Source organism: Clostridium kluyveri DSM 555 (genome assembly GCF_000016505.1).
Taxonomy (GTDB): Bacteria; Bacillota; Clostridia; order Clostridiales; family Clostridiaceae; genus Clostridium_B; species Clostridium_B kluyveri.
This window is the reverse complement of sequence record NC_009706.1, coordinates 642,947-659,482: the sequence shown is the minus strand read 5'-3', so window position 1 is coordinate 659,482 and position 16,536 is coordinate 642,947. Positions and strand designations below refer to the sequence as shown.

Genomic DNA, 16,536 nt, shown 5'->3' with positions numbered 1-16,536 from the left:
ATATTTACTCTCTACTGTTTTAAATTTCTTACTATTATATCACCTTGTGGAATTTGTAAAATTTCAAACAATTTTCTATAATTTATATCTGTCTCAATGCCACTTTTATGCCAGTGATTTTTACATCCACAGTAATCAAGAATAACACATTGAGGTACCAAATTCAAATTTCTGGCCTTTAATCCTCCTTCTATTAAATTTAGTACACAGGCAATGCCTACAATACCTATGTCCCCATATCTGATATGTTTTCTGCCTGAGAAAGCATTGCTTTCATGGGGAACTATATAAACTTTAAAATTATACTTTTTCCCTATTCTATTTAATATATTAACTTTACAATTTTCAGAACATCTCATACATATAAAACCTTTATCTGTTTTTTTTCTTCTACATGTATTATAAGGCTTTAAACACATACATGCTGGAAGAAATATTATTTTATCCTCTGTTTTTAAAAATGTATCTCTAAAGACTCTATTTAAAATTTCTGCTCCCACCATGTTGAGATGATATTCAACTTCTCTTCGTCCACAAAAAATATTATCTTCTCTCGTTCCATAAAACTTATATTCATTCATTAAAAACTTTTTTACATTTAAAGTATACCCACCGAGTTTTTCTATGGATTCTTTCTCAAACCAATCTGCTAATTCAACAATAAGTTTACCTGCATTACGTACATACTCCTTATTATTATGTTTAAAAAATAAATTCCATATTTCCATTCTTCCAGCTTGAAATTTAAATTCTCCTGTACATTTAAGCCATATTATTAATTTTTCAAAATCATTTTCTATACAGGGTGTATTATAAACTATATCTTTATCGATTTTTCCTTTTAAAAGATATTTATATGCCATTTTCCCTTTTATACTATCTATACACTTTTTAAAAATCCAGGAGTATTGTCTCATACTTGAAAGTAAGGATAAAGTTTTACGAGGTATTTTAGGTAAATCCAAAGATTTTTCTGAATACACATTCCACAAAACCCCCATAATCAGAATTTCCAGTTGGTATTCTTCCCTACTTCCCAATTGTTCTATATCAAACTCTGTAATATATGCCATAAAATCCTCTATTATATTATTTGCCCTAATTTTAATTTTTTGTATTACCTGTTCTGAAAAATCAGGTATAAATTTATAATACTCATCAGAATGTTTTAATTTATCTCTAAGATTATAAGTTATATAATTTTTCATACATTTTCTCTCCTAATTATAATTAACACATATTCTTACTAGAATTCATAACAATAGTTTTCACTTTTATAATTATTTCATTACTTTTTATTTGTTTTACACAATAAACCATATGATCATTTTAAATCCAATATATCCATCAATTTAATAAGGATATATTATAAGAATGCTGTTAAAATAACAACTATAAAACAAGCCTAAACTTCCAAAACTGGAATCAAGTGCGGGGGATAACAATATTTGAGGTGAATCTTTTTATTAAAAAGTAGGACAATCCCTCTCCGAACCTGTCAACTAACCTCGTAGGCTAATTAGGGAGGATATCTATTTATGAATTTCAAAAAAATCAGAACACTACTATTTGCATTAACTTTTTCCATGTTGTCTTTTACACAGGTATATGCTGCTAATTATACAGTAAAGTCGGGAGATTCTCTATTTAAAATAAGTATACTATTTAAAACCGACGTAGACACTATTATAAAAAATAATAATCTAAAAAGCAGCGAAATATATCCAAATCAAGTCTTATATGTGAATTCTAGTACATACACTGTAAAACCTTCAGACACCCTTTATTTAATAGCAAAAAAATACGGTATAGCTCTTAACACATTAATCGCAGCTAACAGCAATGTGGACAAGTATATTTATCCAGGTGAAGTATTAAACATACCTGCAGGTTGGATTTTTAAGAGTACAAGCTCCTCAGGTTCTATAGTACCTTATAGTGAAAGTGACTTAGATTTACTGGCCAGATTAGTAACTGCAGAAGCTGAAGGAGAGGCTTATAAAGCTAAAGTAGCTGTAGCTGCTGTAGTACTTAACCGAGTTCAAAATTCAAGATTTCCATCTACTATAAAAGATGTAATATATGAAGTATCAGGTGGCTATTATCAATTCACTCCTGTATATAATGGATGGATAAACAAATCTGCTTCTCAGGATTCAAAAAATGCTGCTTATGAAGCACTCTATGGCTCTGATCCAACAAATGGTGCGTTATATTACTTTGATGATAGTACAACAAATACCTGGCTCTGGTCAAAACCCATTGCTTTAAGAGTCGGCAAAATGGTATTTGTATATTAATATGAATTTTATACATAGTTTCAATTAATTTTTAAAAATTAAGGCATGAGTAAAACTATAATTTTATTTACTTATGCCTTATATATTTTTATTTATTAAGTTTTTTATATATTATATCCCCAATAGTTTGAAGCAGTTGGACAATTATCACAAGTATTATTACAGTATACACCATTATATTAGTCTGGAATCTATAATATCCGTAATTTACTGCCACATTTCCAAGTCCCCCTCCCCCTACTGTACCTGCCATAGCAGAATATCCTACTACACTTATAACTGTAAGTGTTATTCCAAGTACTATAGATGGAAGAGCTTCTTTTAGCATAACTTTAAATATTATCTGAATATTACTTGCCCCAAAGGATTTAGATGCCTCTATTACTCCAGGATCCACTTCTTTAAAAGAGGATTCAATTACCCTTGCTGCAAAAGGTGCTGCAGCTATGGTAAGTGGAACTATGGCTGCCGTAGTACCTATGGCTTTTCCAACTATAAGCTTTGTAAAAGGAAAGATAGCTATCATAAGTATTATAAATGGAAATGATCTAAGTAAATTTACCACTACATCTAAAACCTTATAAACTGCCTTATTAGGCCTAAGCCCCCCTGGCTGCGTTATTATTAGTAAAACTGCAGGTATAAATCCTATAATTACGGCAAATACTGTAGAAACTATTACCATATAAAATGTCTCTCCTACAGCCGGAAATAGTACCTGCTTAAATATTTCATTAAAACTCATACTATTCCACCTCCCATGTTACATTTTTTGAAGAAAGATAATTACATATTTGTTCCTTATCTTTTTGGTTTATATTTATTACTAGGCTTCCCAGTACATTATCTCGAAATCTCTCAAGTTTTCCCCACACTATGGAAAATTTTATATTTAAATCTATAGCCATAGAAGTTATCAAATTATCCTGACTTATTTCCTTCGGGAAAAATATTCTTATGTTCATTCCTCTTTCCGGCAGTAAATTTTCATTTCCCAGCAATTTTTTCAAATATTCACCTGGCCTTAGGAATACTTCTTCCACATCTCCTTCTACCTTTATCTCCCCACTGTCAATAATTGCTACCTTGTTACATATTTCTTTTATTACTTCCATTTGATGTGTTACTACTACTATGGTTAGTTCAAATTCCTTATTTATCTTCTTTAAAAGTTCAAGTATAGATTGTGTAGTATTAGGATCCAAGGCTGAAGTAGCTTCATCGCAGAGTAATATACTGGGATTCAAAGCAAGTGCCCTTGCAATAGCCACTCTCTGTTTTTGTCCTCCACTTAATTGCCTTGGCATACTTTTAGCCTTATCACGAAGTGCTACTAATTTTAATAATTCCTCTACTCTAGATTTTATTTTGTTTTTATCATATCCCCATACCTCCAGGGGAAGTGATATATTATCATATACATTTTTCCTATTTAGCAAATTAAAATTTTGGAATATCATACCCAAATTTTTCCTGAAAACTCTTATTTCTTTTCCTTTTAAGTCTTTTACCTCTTTGTCCATTATCTTTATACTTCCAGTATCATAGCTTTCAAGGCCATTTAAACATCTGAGCAGTGTAGATTTCCCTGCTCCACTCTGTCCTACTACTCCAAATATTTCCCCTTTTTTTATATTAAGGTTTATATTTTTAATTACAACCTTATTATCAAAACTCTTACCAACATTATTAATATTTATCAATAATATTCACCCTGCCTCTACAAATAAAATTATACAGCACTAAAAAATCTGAGGAAAACCTCAGATTTAACATACATAATATTTCTCTCATCTTTCAGCCTTCGCTGCAGGATTTGGCACCATTATACAACGTATTGGTTGCCGGGCTTCAATGGGCCTGTTCCCTCCACCTCTCTTGATAAGTTCAAGATTCATATTCAATTTACGGATTTAATTATATCAACTTAAGTTTATAATGTCAATGGTCACATTGTAAAATAACATATTCCAACTGTTCCCGGACCAGAATATACCCCAACTATAGGACTTATTTGACCTATCATGTGTATATTTTCTATATTAGGTAATTGTAAAATCATGTTATGAACTCTATCTGCATCTTCTTCTGCATTACCATGTACTATATACACCTCACATTGGTTTTTATCTAAAAACTTCTTTCCTATATCTACCATTTTATTTAAAGAGCGCTTTCTTCCTCTGACCTTGTCATAAGTACAACAAACACCATAGCTATCATCGAAATAAACAATAGGCTTTATATCTAGTATCTCTCCAATAGTACCAGGTATCTTTCCTATACGACCACCCTTTCTAGCATATTCCAAAGTGCCAAAAACAAAAAAGAAATGCATATTACTTTTTATCTTTGGTATAGTATCTACGATTTGTTGAAAATTTCTCCCCTGTTCAATGAGTTTACCACACTCTTTTAAAATGATTCCCTCTCCCACAGATGTAGATTTGGAATCATATATATAAGTAGTCAAATTTTTATGCTTTTCACTTACTATTTTTAAAGCATTATATGTACCTGAAAGTCCACTTGAAATAACTATGGCAATTACATGGGTGTAATTTTCTTCCTCAAGTCTTTTATAGACCATCTCCATATCCTCCATGGAAGGCAGTGAAGATTTGGGAATTTCCACTTTCATATTATCATATACTTCCTTTGGAGTGATTTCAACTTTATCTATATATTCTCCACTCCTATATATAATTCTGAAGGAAAGGATATTTATATTATATTTATTTATAGTTTCTTCATCTATATCACAGGCCGAATCTGTCAATAATGCAATTTTCTCCATAAAAACGCCTCCACATATTTCTATCTATTTAGATTATAATATATCACAAAACATTATTAAAACTATATTAACAGAATTTTGTATTACTTTTTAAGCTTATTTTAAGTTTTGTTAATGAAAATATATTTAAATGGTAAAAATATAATTCTAGAAAAGGAGATTCAAAAAATATGATAAAAATATTTTTCAAAAAAAATCTGCTTAAAATTGGTCTAATTCTTTTAATATTATTATCTGCATTTTTATGTATTTATAATATAAAAAATTATACAGCTAATACTAATACATCCCGGAGCAGAGTGGAACAATTCAACTCAGAAAACAGACAAAGAGCACAAATAAATGATAAACAAAAAACACAAGGAGGAGTTAATTCAAATACACCTAATAAAAACTTTTCATCAAATAACAACAAAACTCCCGGCAGTAATGCTCAAATTCCTGGAGGAAGAAATCAACGAGGAGAATCTATGTTCTCAAATAATAAATATGCCCCATTACTCACTTTATATTTAATAATATTTTTTGCACTATGTATTACAGCCTTTTATTTTTTCGGCTATAGAAACTTTAAAATAAATAATTCAAACACAAAAATACTTATATTTTCACTTCTTTGTGTAGGATTATTTTTAAGAATTTCATTATCCACAGTTATGGAAGGATACGGTGGAGATATAAATTTATTTAAAAGCTGGGCTTCCTCCGCTGCAAACAGTCTATCTCAGTTTTATGTAAATTCTAAATCAGCTGACTATCCTCCATTATATATCTATATATTATTTTTAATTGGTAAATTAGCGAAAATAAGTTCAATAACTCCTTACTATACATTGCTTTTAAAATTGCCTTCTATGATAGCAGATATTGTAACAGCTTATATGATATATAAATTGGCTAAAAAATATTTTTCTTTAGAAATGGGTATTCTTTTAAGTGCTTTTTATATTTTTAGCCCAGCTATTTTTATAAATTCATCCCTTTGGGGACAGGTAGATTCTTTTTTCACTCTTTTTTTAGTTCTCTCTTTGTTCTTTTTATCAGAAGGGAAATTTGTTTTTTCATCTATACTTTTTACCTCTTTAGTGCTTATGAAACCTCAGGGAATTATATTTTTTCCTGTACTCTTATTTGAACTTATAGCCAGGAAAAATTTAAAAACTCTTATTAAATGTGCAGCTTCATGTATTGTGACTTCTTTAGTTATTATACTCCCATTTTCCTTTAATCAAAATGCACTGTGGATTTTTAAATTATATAAAAATACCATATCAGAATACCCTTACGCTTCTGTAAATGCTTTTAATTTTTTTAATTTACTTGGCGGAAATTATAAAGAAAGCTCCTCTACATTTTTTATATTCAGTTATAAAATTTGGGGAATAATTGCAATTATAGCAATTACAGCTTTTTCCTGGTATATTTATATTAAAAGTAAAAACAAAATATTTGCCTTTTCCTGTGCACTTGTTCAAATTTCAGGAGTTTTTACTTTTTCTACCGGAATGCATGAAAGATACTTATTTCCTGCTGCAGCATTGTCAATGTTATCTTTTATATATTTAAAAGATAACAGGCTGCTAATACTACTGGCAGGATACACCCTTACAATCTACAGTAATATCTATTCCATACTTTTTGGAGGTTTTGGAAATACTACTTCACATACTCTAATAAGCGATGGAACTTGCATATTGAACATAATCCTATCTGCATATCTTGTAAAAATATTACTTGACATAGTACTTAAGAAAAAAGGATTTAATCCTGAATCTTTTGATATAAAGTTTTATTAATAAAAGGGGCTGTCGCATTAGCATAAAAAATAAGCTAACGCGGCAGCGCTTTTTTAGTACTTTATAAGAAATTTCATGATGTTTTAAGGCCAAATAAGTTCAATAATTAAAAAATGGCCTACTTTAATAAGCCTTTTCTGATAAGGTTTTTTTTAATTCTAAAATTTTAAAATTAGGCATTCTTTTTAAGTGCAAAAATATGGGTTCCGGTTCTACCTGATTGAATTTTATTATGCAGCTTATTTATATTACGTGCCATTGCTAATAGAATACTTTCAGACAAAACATTCCTTTTGTCTTTGCTCAGAAATCTACGAAAACCCATATCTTGCTTTATCTCTCCAAAAGAACCTTCTACTTGAATACTTCGATTCATTCTTAGTTTACAACCTTAGGTATGGATTTTTTGTGTATACTCTTTTAATTTATCAAGGTATTCTTCAAGTTTTTCAATAGACCGTTGAATTGGATTTTTTCGTTTACCAGAGCCATGCACAAATTCTATATTTTCTTTCTTCTTTAAGGCATAAAGTTTCTTGCGAAGTTTTTTTATATGCTTTATTTTTACTTTATTTTCATACACAAATTTTGATCCATACATTTCTTCGCATTCAGCCACAAAAATAGCTAATTTAGAAAGCAACCCTTTCAAATTTTTTGAAACTGATTTTTTCCAAACAAAAGTATATTTGTTAGCACACGCTTCTATTTTTGTTCCATCAATAAATATATCATTTCTCAGTACTTCCCCAATTTCATAAAAAAAATTAGTCATTTCAGCCATAATTGTTTCTGTACATGGTGAAAAATGAAGACTGCGAAATCTTGCAAATGTAGAATGATCTGGTACAGGAGAGCCTTCTAAAAGATACATGAAGTTAACATCTCTATAACAAGATTGTTCCATTGCTCTTGATGAATAGTTGTGATTCATATAAGAATAAAGTACAATTTTAAGCATCTGACGTGGTGTTGCCTTATTCTCCCTTATACGGGAGTAAGTCGAATACAAATCTGTTAAATCCATCTCCTCAATAAATTGACTTAGCAAATACACCGAATCATTATCTGGAATCATGTACTCAATATTTAGTGGAAGTCTTAATTGATAATTTCCACGATTTAAAGTATAATTTTTATATAAATTAATGTATTTTGGCATATATTAATTTTACCGTAAATCTTTCACTCTTTCGAGTGGGAGATTTATTTTTTACTAAAAAGCTGCCCCATTAAATCAAAAAAGGTTCCGTAATGACATTGGCTTAAGCTTTGAAATATCTCTTTTTTATATTATAATAAGCTTTCTGGTGCTCTGTACTCAAGTTTTAAACTATCTGCCACAGCCTTGTAAGTTACAAACCCTTTGTATACATTGAGACCTTTTAAAAGAGCTTTATCATCTTTCATTGCTTTCTCTGCTCCTTTGTTAGCTATATCCTCCAAATAAGGAAGAGTAGAACTAGTAAGTGCATAGGTAGATGTTCTTGATACAGCTCCAGGCATATTGGATACTGAATAATGAACTACACCATACTTTTCATAACATGGATTATCATGAGTAGTAGCCCTGTCTATGGTTTCTATGGATCCTCCCTGATCAATTGCTACATCAACTATTACAGAACCTTTCTTCATAGTTTTAACCATTTCTTCTTTAACAATTTTAGGTGCTTTTGATCCTATTACCAATACTGCTCCTACTAATAGATCTGCTTTTTTAACCATCTCGGCCACATTGAATTCATTACAGACTAATGTAGACAATCTTCCGTTAAATATATCATCTACATAAACTAATCTATCCTTATTTATATCAAGTATTGTAACTTTTGCTCCAAGTCCCAAAGCCATTTTAGCAGCATTTGTTCCCACACCGCCTGCTCCAATGATTACAACTTCTCCAGGCAGTACTCCTGGAACTCCACCAAGTAATATACCGGCTCCACCATTATATTCTTGAAGTAGATTTGCCCCTATCTGTATAGACATTTTTCCTGCCACTTCACTCATAGGAGTGAGTAATGGGAGACTTCCATTATCAAGTTGTACTGTCTCATAAGCTATGGATGTAATTTTCTTTTTAATTAATAAATCTGTAAGAGGTACATTGGCAGCAAGGTGAAGATAGGTGAATAAAATCTGATTTTCTTTAAAAAGTTCATATTCTTCTTCTATTGGCTCTTTTACCTTTACTATTATATCTGATTCTTTAAATATTTCCACATTTGTATCTATTATTTTGCCGCCAACATCCTGGTATTCTTTATCTTCTATTCCACTTCCAATTCCAGCTGACTTTTCTATCAAAACCTGATGGCCATCCCTCACTAGAGCATGTACCCCGGCTGGTGTTATAGCCACTCTATTTTCATTATTCTTTAATTCTTTAGGCACTCCTATAATCACTATATATTCCCCCTATTATTTAATTTGGTCAGGTATTATTGAATAGTTATTTTTAATTGTAGAAAGGGTAACTATTGTCTTAGTCTTCTGAACTCCTTTAATACACTTTATTTTATTTAAAACTTTTTCAAGGGTTTCTGTATTTTCAGTAATAATTTTTAATGCATAATCAAACTCGCCGGCTAAATAATGACATTCAACAATTTCATTTTCCCCCTGGATGATCTCTATAAATTTATCAATAAATGTTGGGTTTTCAAGACTTACAAACATTATAACCATGAGATTCTTATTAAATTTTTTATTGTTGATGATTATTGTATATTTTTTAATTAAGCTTGAAGCATCTAATTTTTTCAGCCTGTCACTTACTGCAGGTATTGACAGATTAATCTTGCCGCTCATTTCCGAAATAGAAATTCTAGCATTTTCTTGCAGCAATTTTAGTATTTTAATATCGATATTGTCCACACCGTCACCCTCTTAAATTTATTAAGCAAATTATAATACATATATTAAAAAAATTAAATATATTTTATATAATTACATAAAAAATAAGGCTAAAATTTTTTTAACCTTATTTTATTAATCAATGTATATAAAATTATACCTTCAAATTAAATATTTTAAGTATTTCTAAATAAAAGCTTAAAAAGTATTAACTGCCTGTAAGAATTTATCAATGTGTTCTTCTGTATGTTTCACATTTAAAAATATAGCTTCAAACTGGGAAGGTGCTATATAAATGCCTCGCTCAAGCATATGCTGAAAAAATTTAGCAAAAATAGTTGTATCGCATTTCCTTGCATCCTTATAATTTTTAACTTCTGAGTCACTGGTAAAAAATATAGAAAACATGGCTCCACATCTATTTATTACCATAGGTATGTTTTTATCCTTTGATATTTGTTTTATACCTTTCTCTAATTTTTTACCCAGCTTTTCAAGCTTAACATAATAATCAGGATTTTCATTCAGTTTCTTCAAAGTGGCAAGTCCTGCAGCCATTACAATTGGATTTCCTGACATGGTTCCAGCCTGATATACAGGTCCAAGGGGAGAGAGATTTTCCATAATATCCTTTCTACCACCATAAGCACCACAGGGCAATCCTCCTCCCATAATTTTTGCCATGGTAGTGATATCAGGTTTTATTCCATATAAGCTTTGAGCACCTTTATAAGCAACCCTAAACCCACTCATTACCTCATCAAAAATAAGGAGACTTCCATATTCATCACAGAGTTTTCTAAGTCCTTTTAAAAAATCTATCCTTCCTGGGATTACTCCCATATTTCCTGCCACAGGCTCTACTATAATAGCTGCAGTATCGCTGCCATACTTGTTAAAGATATTTTTTACATCTTCAAGATTATTGTATTCAGCTATAATAGTATTTTTTATACTATCTTTAGGAACTCCTGCACTTCCGGGAATCCCCTCTGTCATAACACCTGAGCCTGCTTCTACAAGAAAGTCGTCAAAATGTCCATGATAACATCCGGAAAATTTTATTATTTTATTTCTCCTTGTATACCCTCTGGCAAGCTTCACTGCACTCATAGTAGCTTCTGTACCTGAATTAACCATCCTAATCATTTCTATATTATCCATAGTAGTACATATATATTTGGAAAGCTCTAATTCAATTTTCGTGGTAGCTCCAAAAGATATAGCATTTTCACTAGTATATTTTATAGCATTTACTACATCCTCATCACAATGGCCTAAAATCATTGGCCCCCAGGAACACACGAAGTCTATATATTCATTGCCATCTTCATCATATATGTAAGCACCCCTGCCTTTTTTTATTACAGGAGGATTTAAGGGAACATCTTTAAAAGCCCTCACAGGACTATTTACTCCACCTGGCATATATAGTTTTGATTCTTCAAATATTTTATCATTTCTCATTTTATACTCTCCTATATACAATATTATTTACAGAATATCTTATTTATCAATCTAAGACACTCCTCTTCTCTTCCATTTAATTTTTCCTCCTTCATTACCTCTATTGCCCTATTTATATAGAATCTAGCAGTACTTTCTATCATAGTTTTTACAAGAATGTCATTGTCTTTGGTGTGTTTTTTATTTTTAAATGTAGTTATCCTTTTTTCACATATTTCATCACCATATTTTTTTACCTTTTGTATTTCGGGAGAAAGTTGATGTAATTTTTCCCATTTAATAAATTTGTCTATATGATTTTCAAGTATATATCTATATTTTCCCATGGTTTTTTTTCTTATAGCCTTATTTTTTTCATCTATGACACTTATATTATCAATATCATAAAGTGTTACATTATCCAAATCTAATACATTCCTGTCTATATCTTCAGGTACCGCTAAATCAAATATGGTCAATTTCCTACAGGGAAGATCTCCCTTGGAAATTATTTTATCAGGTGCAGAAGTACAACTTACAATACAGTCTATATCATTATAATAGCTTTTTCTGTCTTTAAAAGATATAAATCTAATCTTACCGCACTTTTTATATGAATCATGAACCTTGTTTAAATCACGCACTGCAATATATATAATTTGGGCCTGTGAATTATTTAAATACTTAAATAATAATTGTCCTATCTTTCCAAAACCAATTATCATATATTTTCTAATATCCATATTTAAAATTTCTTTTGCAACTATTGAGGGAATGGACACAGGGATCCTATAACTTTCACAAATATGTTTAAATTCTTTACCACAGGTTATTGCCTTTTGAAAGAGCCTTTGAAGTTTACCTTTTATAGTTTTAGCTTCTAAGGCCGCATCATAGGCTGTTTTGATCTGTCCTAAAATTTGATCTTCTCCTAAAATTTTAGAGTGAAAACCGCAGCTAACTTCCATTAAGTGCTTAATCGCATATTTATCTTTTATATAAAAAATATATGACACAAGATCATAATCCCAATCCAACCCATAAAATACAGTATCAATAAGTTTTTTTTCTTCTAAATTTGAATCCACATATATCTCAGTCCTATTACAAGTACTCAAAATTAACACACTTCCCACAAGTTCATTAATATATTTCAATTTGCCTTCTAACACTTCGGAAGTAATAGAAAATTTTTGTCTTATTCCAATATCACACTGGCTCTTTATACCTATAAGTTGTATCATTTTATCAGCTCCAACATTTACAATTACAAAATATTTAGTTTGATCCAAACAAAAAATCCTCTTAAACAGACATGTCAGAAGGACTTTTATTAGGATAAAATTATCTTTATTATAACACATTATAGGTACTTTCAAACAAATTAATATTTTTACATATATTTACATAAAGTTCAAGTAGACCTTAAAATAAAAGCCTACTTGAAAACCACTCTGAAATATTATTTTACGCTGCCTTTTAAATCGTATAGCACTTGTGAATTCATGCCCTCTGGTCCACCACCACTATTGTTTCCACTGTTATTACCTGAATTATTATTTTTATAGTTATATTTTGAATCTGCATTTTTATCATATCCAGTTATATTAAAATGTAAATATCCCTTTCTCTCCTGAGACTCTACCGTATCTCTCCACTGACTTTCCGATACCACCTTACCATTTTTCTCTACCCAATTCATAATATCATCCATGGAACCTCTTCCCATTCCCCCTGTAAGTACATATCTAACTTCTCCGTTTTTAACCATGGTTTTAAATTTATCTAAGGTAAGTATCTTATCAGAACCTGTAAAACCACCTAATGCCATTATCCCCTTGCCGGTTTGTAGTATTATATCCTGGGCAGAAGTTGCACTGGAAACTACAAGAATATATTTCTCATCTGTGATATTACTTTCAAGGAATTTTATAAGTTTCTCATTATTACTGCCCTCGGAACCTCTTCCTCCCATCATGAAATTACCAGATTCACTATTTGATAGAAGCTCCAATCCTGCTGAAGGCATGGTACCGTTCATCTTATGATTTATAGTAGCCGCAGAGCCAATAGCAGGGGTTATTAAAATTCCTATAAAGGCAAGAGCTGTCAATGCCTTTCCAACCTTTATATTCCCAACCTGCTCTAAATTGCCTTTCCTTACTGCTTTATATATTATAAGTAGCGCAGATGCTGAAAAACACAATATTAAAGAAGATACAATGACAGTTTTAATTGCAGAGGATATATTGCTGTAATAGGATAACATTAGAAGCTGAACTAGACCATTTGCAACAAGGGATACTGGCAATAAAAGCCATGTGATATTCTTACTCTTTTCCTTATAAAGCTTCCACATGGAAACAAGCCCTATTCCTGACAAAGCTGCAATAGGTGGAGCCATCATGGTTAAATAGTATTGATGGAACAATCCCTTAGTGTAGCTAAAATATAAAAATTCAGGAATAAGCCAAAAAATCCATAATATTAAATCTAGTTTTTTTCTATTATCAAAGGTAAACTTCAACTTTTCCACTATTGCTCCTGCAATGAATCCAAATATGGCTAGAGGTAAAAACCATACTATTTGATCTGATAAAACATTTTTAGAGAATAATCTGGTAATACTTGCTTCTGTCTGACCGCCAAAGTTTCCTGCCATACCACCACCTTGGGGACTTCTTCCTCCCGATGACCCCTCTGGTAATTTCATTCCCTCTGGGATACTGCCATTTCCACCTGAAAAATTAGCCATATTTCCATTTTGACTGTCCTCTACAGTCTTTTGTCTATTAGCCCAATTTCCATTTTGAGCATTTCCGCTGCCCCTCTGATTTTGTGTACCATATCCATTTCCAAATTCCCCCGGTACTTGTCTTCCTCCCATGCCGCCCATACCACTGTTATTAAATCTTTCAAGTCCATTGTGTCCTAATATAAGTTCCATAACAGTATTATTGGTACTGCTTCCTACGTAAGGTCTATACTGTGAGGGTACCAAATCCACTATTACTGCCCAGGATAATGATACTACAGCAAGTACAATTGTACCTATAAGCAGGTGTTTTATTTTCTGTTTTACAGACACAGCTGAAGAAATAAGGTAGGTTACATATACTGCTGGTATAATCATGTAAGCCTGAAGCATCTTTATATTAAAGCCTATACCTATTAAAACCAAGCTTATTATGAGATATTTAAATCTACCCTTTTCTGCAGCCTTAGAGATGAATACACAAGCAATAAGCAGTGTCATTACCAAAAGATTATCTATGGTATTATTCCTACTGGCAGCCACAAAAACAGGGGTAATTGCAAGACAAAGTGCCGAAATAGTTCCAGCTATATTTCCAAAAGATCTTTTTACAATATAATATATAAGCCAAACTGATATAACTCCTGCAAGAGCTTGAGGAAATATTATACTCCAGCCGCTAAATCCGAATATTTTAGCAGAAATAGTCTGAATCCAAAAGCCTAAAGGAGGTTTATCAATAGACACAAATCCGGCTGGGTCAAAGGATACAAAGAAAAAGTTTTTAAAATTTATAAGCATGCTTTTTACACCTGCAGCGTAATATTCATTTCCATATCCTTCTATAGTTAAGTTAGCAAAATTTAGTACAGCAGATAAAATCAAAATTATTGCTATTGGAAATTTTTCTTTTTTGAATTTTACACTCTTCATGCATTTCCCCCTCTTATTTAATTAAACACCCAAAGTTTATACAATAAAAAATTCACAACTTGAGCTATTAAAGTAACAATAACTTTAGATATATAAATATTTATACTAAAGTTATTTACTAAAAGCTTCATACACACTACAGTAATTGTAAGAGAACAGACATTAACTACAATAAATTGTATCAGTTCATGATATACTTTCTTATTAGAAGCTTTACTTTCAAATGTCCACTTTTTATTCATTATAAAGCTATTTATTATTCCAAAACCATAACCCAAAACTTGACTTAAGGCATAATGTATTCCAAATAAACTCTCACATATAGTAAATACACAAAAATCTACCAGAGTATTTAATACTCCTGTAGCCGAAAAACGACTTATGCACTTTAATTTACCATTAAAAATACGATTAAGTATGGGATACTTTGTTTTAATTAACTGAGTCATGCTTTTTATCAACCTTTCTATCATTTATAATACTTTCAATAATATAATTAGGCCTTCCCTTACTTTCATCAAAAATTCTACCTATATACTGGCCAATTATTCCCAGGCAGCTTAACATTACGCCAAACATGATTAAATCAATAGATATTAGGAAGGCAAAATTTATTATGCTTATTCCACCTGTTAAATGTTTAATAATATCTACTACCATAATTAATATTCCCACAAAAAAAGATATTCCACCTAAATAACCTGAAAAGGCAAGGGGCTTATATGAAAATGAAGTTATACCATCAAGAGCTAATTTTATCATTTTTTTAATAGGATATTTGCTATCTCCTGCAAATCTTTCCTGTCTTACAAATTCTACAAAAGTCTGTTTATATCCAATCCAGCTTACTAATCCTCTTACATATCTATTCTTTTCCGGCAGTGAGTTTAAAGTATTACACACCTTTCTATCTATAAGTCTGAAATCCCCTGTATCCACAGGTATATCAACACTAGTCATATTTTTAAGCATTCTGTAAAAAGCTTTAGCAGTAAATTTTTTAAAGAAAGATTCCCCTTCTCTTTTTACCCTTTTTCCATATACAACATCATAGCCCTCCTTCCATTTTTTAATCATTTCAAGAATAACTTCTGGAGGATCTTGAAGATCCGCATCTATTACAACTATTGCCTCTCCTATGGAAACTTCCATCCCAGCAGTTATAGCACATTGATGTCCAAAGTTTCTGGAGAAATTAACAAGTCTTACATTCATATCCTTAACACATATTTTTTCCACCTTTTTTCGTGTGGCATCGCTACTTCCATCATTTACAAATAGGAGCTCGTAATCTTCTGACGTGGAGTCCATTATACTTTTTAATCTTTTATAAGTTTCATCAATAACCAGCTCCTCGTTATATAGAGGTACTATTATAGAGTAAATAACACTTTTATACATTTAATTCACCTCATATTTAGTTTAATATAATTTTTATATTAAAACCTTAAAAAACACTTAAAAACATCGTTAATAAATGTAAATTAACTTTGAACATATAGTATATAATTTGATCATTTGCTTAAATATGTATTCAATATTGTTTATATTGAAGATTTATCGTATATTGTTATTATATAATTTATAGTATTGTTACTAAAAATTTTCAGATATTTAAAATTTGCCAATTATAATTTTTATATAAACACA

General features: G+C 30.7%; 15 protein-coding genes and 2 riboswitches. Of the genes, 2 read left to right on the top strand and 13 right to left on the bottom strand.

Going from position 1 to position 16,536, the window contains the following annotated elements; genetic code table 11:
* Window positions 1–11 precede the first annotated feature (11 nt).
* Window positions 12–1,208 carry a DUF116 domain-containing protein gene (locus CKL_RS03280; protein ID WP_011989237.1) on the bottom strand — a complete coding sequence of 399 codons (1,197 nt, stop codon included), beginning with the start codon at window positions 1,206–1,208 and terminating at the stop codon, window positions 12–14.
* Between the two features lie 184 nt (window positions 1,209–1,392).
* A riboswitch (cyclic di-AMP (ydaO/yuaA leader) is annotated at window positions 1,393–1,532 on the top strand.
* 6 nt (window positions 1,533–1,538) lie between these two features.
* Here CKL_RS03280 and CKL_RS03275 point away from each other — a divergent pair.
* On the top strand, window positions 1,539–2,300 hold the full coding sequence (locus tag CKL_RS03275) for a cell wall hydrolase (RefSeq protein ID WP_011989236.1): 762 nt from the start codon (window positions 1,539–1,541) through the stop codon (window positions 2,298–2,300).
* Between the two features lie 88 nt (window positions 2,301–2,388).
* Here the strand turns inward: CKL_RS03275 and CKL_RS03270 are convergent, their stop codons facing one another.
* The 3 genes from CKL_RS03270 to CKL_RS03260 form a co-directional block, all read right to left on the bottom strand.
* Window positions 2,389–3,045 carry a methionine ABC transporter permease gene (locus CKL_RS03270; RefSeq protein WP_011989235.1) on the bottom strand — a complete coding sequence of 219 codons (657 nt, stop codon included), beginning with the start codon at window positions 3,043–3,045 and terminating at the stop codon, window positions 2,389–2,391.
* A 1-nt stretch (window position 3,046) separates the two neighbouring features.
* Window positions 3,047–4,003, bottom strand: a complete 957-nt coding sequence (locus CKL_RS03265) for a methionine ABC transporter ATP-binding protein (protein ID WP_011989234.1) — start codon at window positions 4,001–4,003, stop codon at window positions 3,047–3,049.
* A gap of 84 nt (window positions 4,004–4,087) precedes the next feature.
* Window positions 4,088–4,188: riboswitch (SAM riboswitch) on the bottom strand.
* Between the two features lie 60 nt (window positions 4,189–4,248).
* Window positions 4,249–5,097, bottom strand: a complete 849-nt coding sequence (locus CKL_RS03260; RefSeq protein ID WP_011989233.1) for a DegV family protein — start codon at window positions 5,095–5,097, stop codon at window positions 4,249–4,251.
* A 170-nt stretch (window positions 5,098–5,267) separates the two neighbouring features.
* On the opposite strand from CKL_RS03260, the gene CKL_RS03255 reads away from it, so the two are divergent.
* Window positions 5,268–6,893: a glycosyltransferase family 39 protein gene (locus tag CKL_RS03255; RefSeq protein ID WP_011989232.1), complete on the top strand. Its 1,626-nt coding sequence runs from the start codon at window positions 5,268–5,270 to the stop codon at window positions 6,891–6,893.
* Between the two features lie 172 nt (window positions 6,894–7,065).
* On the opposite strand, the gene CKL_RS21875 is transcribed toward CKL_RS03255, so the two are convergent.
* From CKL_RS21875 to CKL_RS03210, 9 genes are all read right to left on the bottom strand, one after another.
* Window positions 7,066–7,269: a transposase gene (locus tag CKL_RS21875; RefSeq protein ID WP_011989231.1), complete on the bottom strand. Its 204-nt coding sequence runs from the start codon at window positions 7,267–7,269 to the stop codon at window positions 7,066–7,068.
* 15 nt (window positions 7,270–7,284) lie between these two features.
* Window positions 7,285–8,055: a transposase gene (locus CKL_RS03245; protein WP_011989230.1), complete on the bottom strand. Its 771-nt coding sequence runs from the start codon at window positions 8,053–8,055 to the stop codon at window positions 7,285–7,287.
* Window positions 8,056–8,186: 131 nt separating this feature from the next.
* Window positions 8,187–9,302: an alanine dehydrogenase gene (gene ald, locus CKL_RS03240; RefSeq protein ID WP_011989229.1), complete on the bottom strand. Its 1,116-nt coding sequence runs from the start codon at window positions 9,300–9,302 to the stop codon at window positions 8,187–8,189.
* A gap of 15 nt (window positions 9,303–9,317) precedes the next feature.
* The gene (locus CKL_RS03235; protein ID WP_011989228.1) at window positions 9,318–9,773 is read right to left on the bottom strand and encodes an Lrp/AsnC family transcriptional regulator; all 456 of its coding nucleotides are present in this window, start codon (window positions 9,771–9,773) and stop codon (window positions 9,318–9,320) included.
* Between the two features lie 177 nt (window positions 9,774–9,950).
* On the bottom strand, window positions 9,951–11,219 hold the full coding sequence (hemL, locus tag CKL_RS03230) for a glutamate-1-semialdehyde 2,1-aminomutase (protein WP_011989227.1): 1,269 nt from the start codon (window positions 11,217–11,219) through the stop codon (window positions 9,951–9,953).
* Between the two features lie 23 nt (window positions 11,220–11,242).
* The gene (gene hemA / locus CKL_RS03225) at window positions 11,243–12,442 is read right to left on the bottom strand and encodes a glutamyl-tRNA reductase (RefSeq protein WP_012620197.1); all 1,200 of its coding nucleotides are present in this window, start codon (window positions 12,440–12,442) and stop codon (window positions 11,243–11,245) included.
* A 218-nt stretch (window positions 12,443–12,660) separates the two neighbouring features.
* Entirely contained in the window at window positions 12,661–14,886 is a 2,226-nt protein-coding gene (locus tag CKL_RS03220) for a glycosyltransferase family 39 protein (protein WP_011989225.1), read from the bottom strand.
* Between the two features lie 17 nt (window positions 14,887–14,903).
* Window positions 14,904–15,335, bottom strand: coding sequence for a GtrA family protein (locus CKL_RS03215; protein WP_011989224.1), 432 nt, complete (start codon window positions 15,333–15,335; stop codon window positions 14,904–14,906).
* Window positions 15,319–16,287: a glycosyltransferase family 2 protein gene (locus CKL_RS03210; RefSeq protein ID WP_011989223.1), complete on the bottom strand. Its 969-nt coding sequence runs from the start codon at window positions 16,285–16,287 to the stop codon at window positions 15,319–15,321. Before CKL_RS03210 ends, CKL_RS03215 begins: the two co-directional genes overlap by 17 nt.
* Window positions 16,288–16,536 lie beyond the last annotated feature (249 nt).

Coding starts and splice junctions, on each gene's coding strand:
- CKL_RS03210 (WP_011989223.1), bottom strand. CDS start 16,287: ATGTATAAAAGTGTTATTTACTCTATAATAGTACCTCTATATAACGAG.
- CKL_RS03275 (WP_011989236.1), top strand. CDS start 1,539: ATGAATTTCAAAAAAATCAGAACACTACTATTTGCATTAACTTTTTCC.
- CKL_RS21875 (WP_011989231.1), bottom strand. CDS start 7,269: ATGAATCGAAGTATTCAAGTAGAAGGTTCTTTTGGAGAGATAAAGCAA.
- hemL (WP_011989227.1), bottom strand. CDS start 11,219: ATGAGAAATGATAAAATATTTGAAGAATCAAAACTATATATGCCAGGT.
- CKL_RS03260 (WP_011989233.1), bottom strand. CDS start 5,097: ATGGAGAAAATTGCATTATTGACAGATTCGGCCTGTGATATAGATGAA.
- CKL_RS03270 (WP_011989235.1), bottom strand. CDS start 3,045: ATGAGTTTTAATGAAATATTTAAGCAGGTACTATTTCCGGCTGTAGGA.
- CKL_RS03215 (WP_011989224.1), bottom strand. CDS start 15,335: ATGACTCAGTTAATTAAAACAAAGTATCCCATACTTAATCGTATTTTT.
- CKL_RS03220 (WP_011989225.1), bottom strand. CDS start 14,886: ATGAAGAGTGTAAAATTCAAAAAAGAAAAATTTCCAATAGCAATAATT.
- CKL_RS03255 (WP_011989232.1), top strand. CDS start 5,268: ATGATAAAAATATTTTTCAAAAAAAATCTGCTTAAAATTGGTCTAATT.
- CKL_RS03245 (WP_011989230.1), bottom strand. CDS start 8,055: ATGCCAAAATACATTAATTTATATAAAAATTATACTTTAAATCGTGGA.
- hemA (WP_012620197.1), bottom strand. CDS start 12,442: ATGATACAACTTATAGGTATAAAGAGCCAGTGTGATATTGGAATAAGA.
- CKL_RS03280 (WP_011989237.1), bottom strand. CDS start 1,208: ATGAAAAATTATATAACTTATAATCTTAGAGATAAATTAAAACATTCT.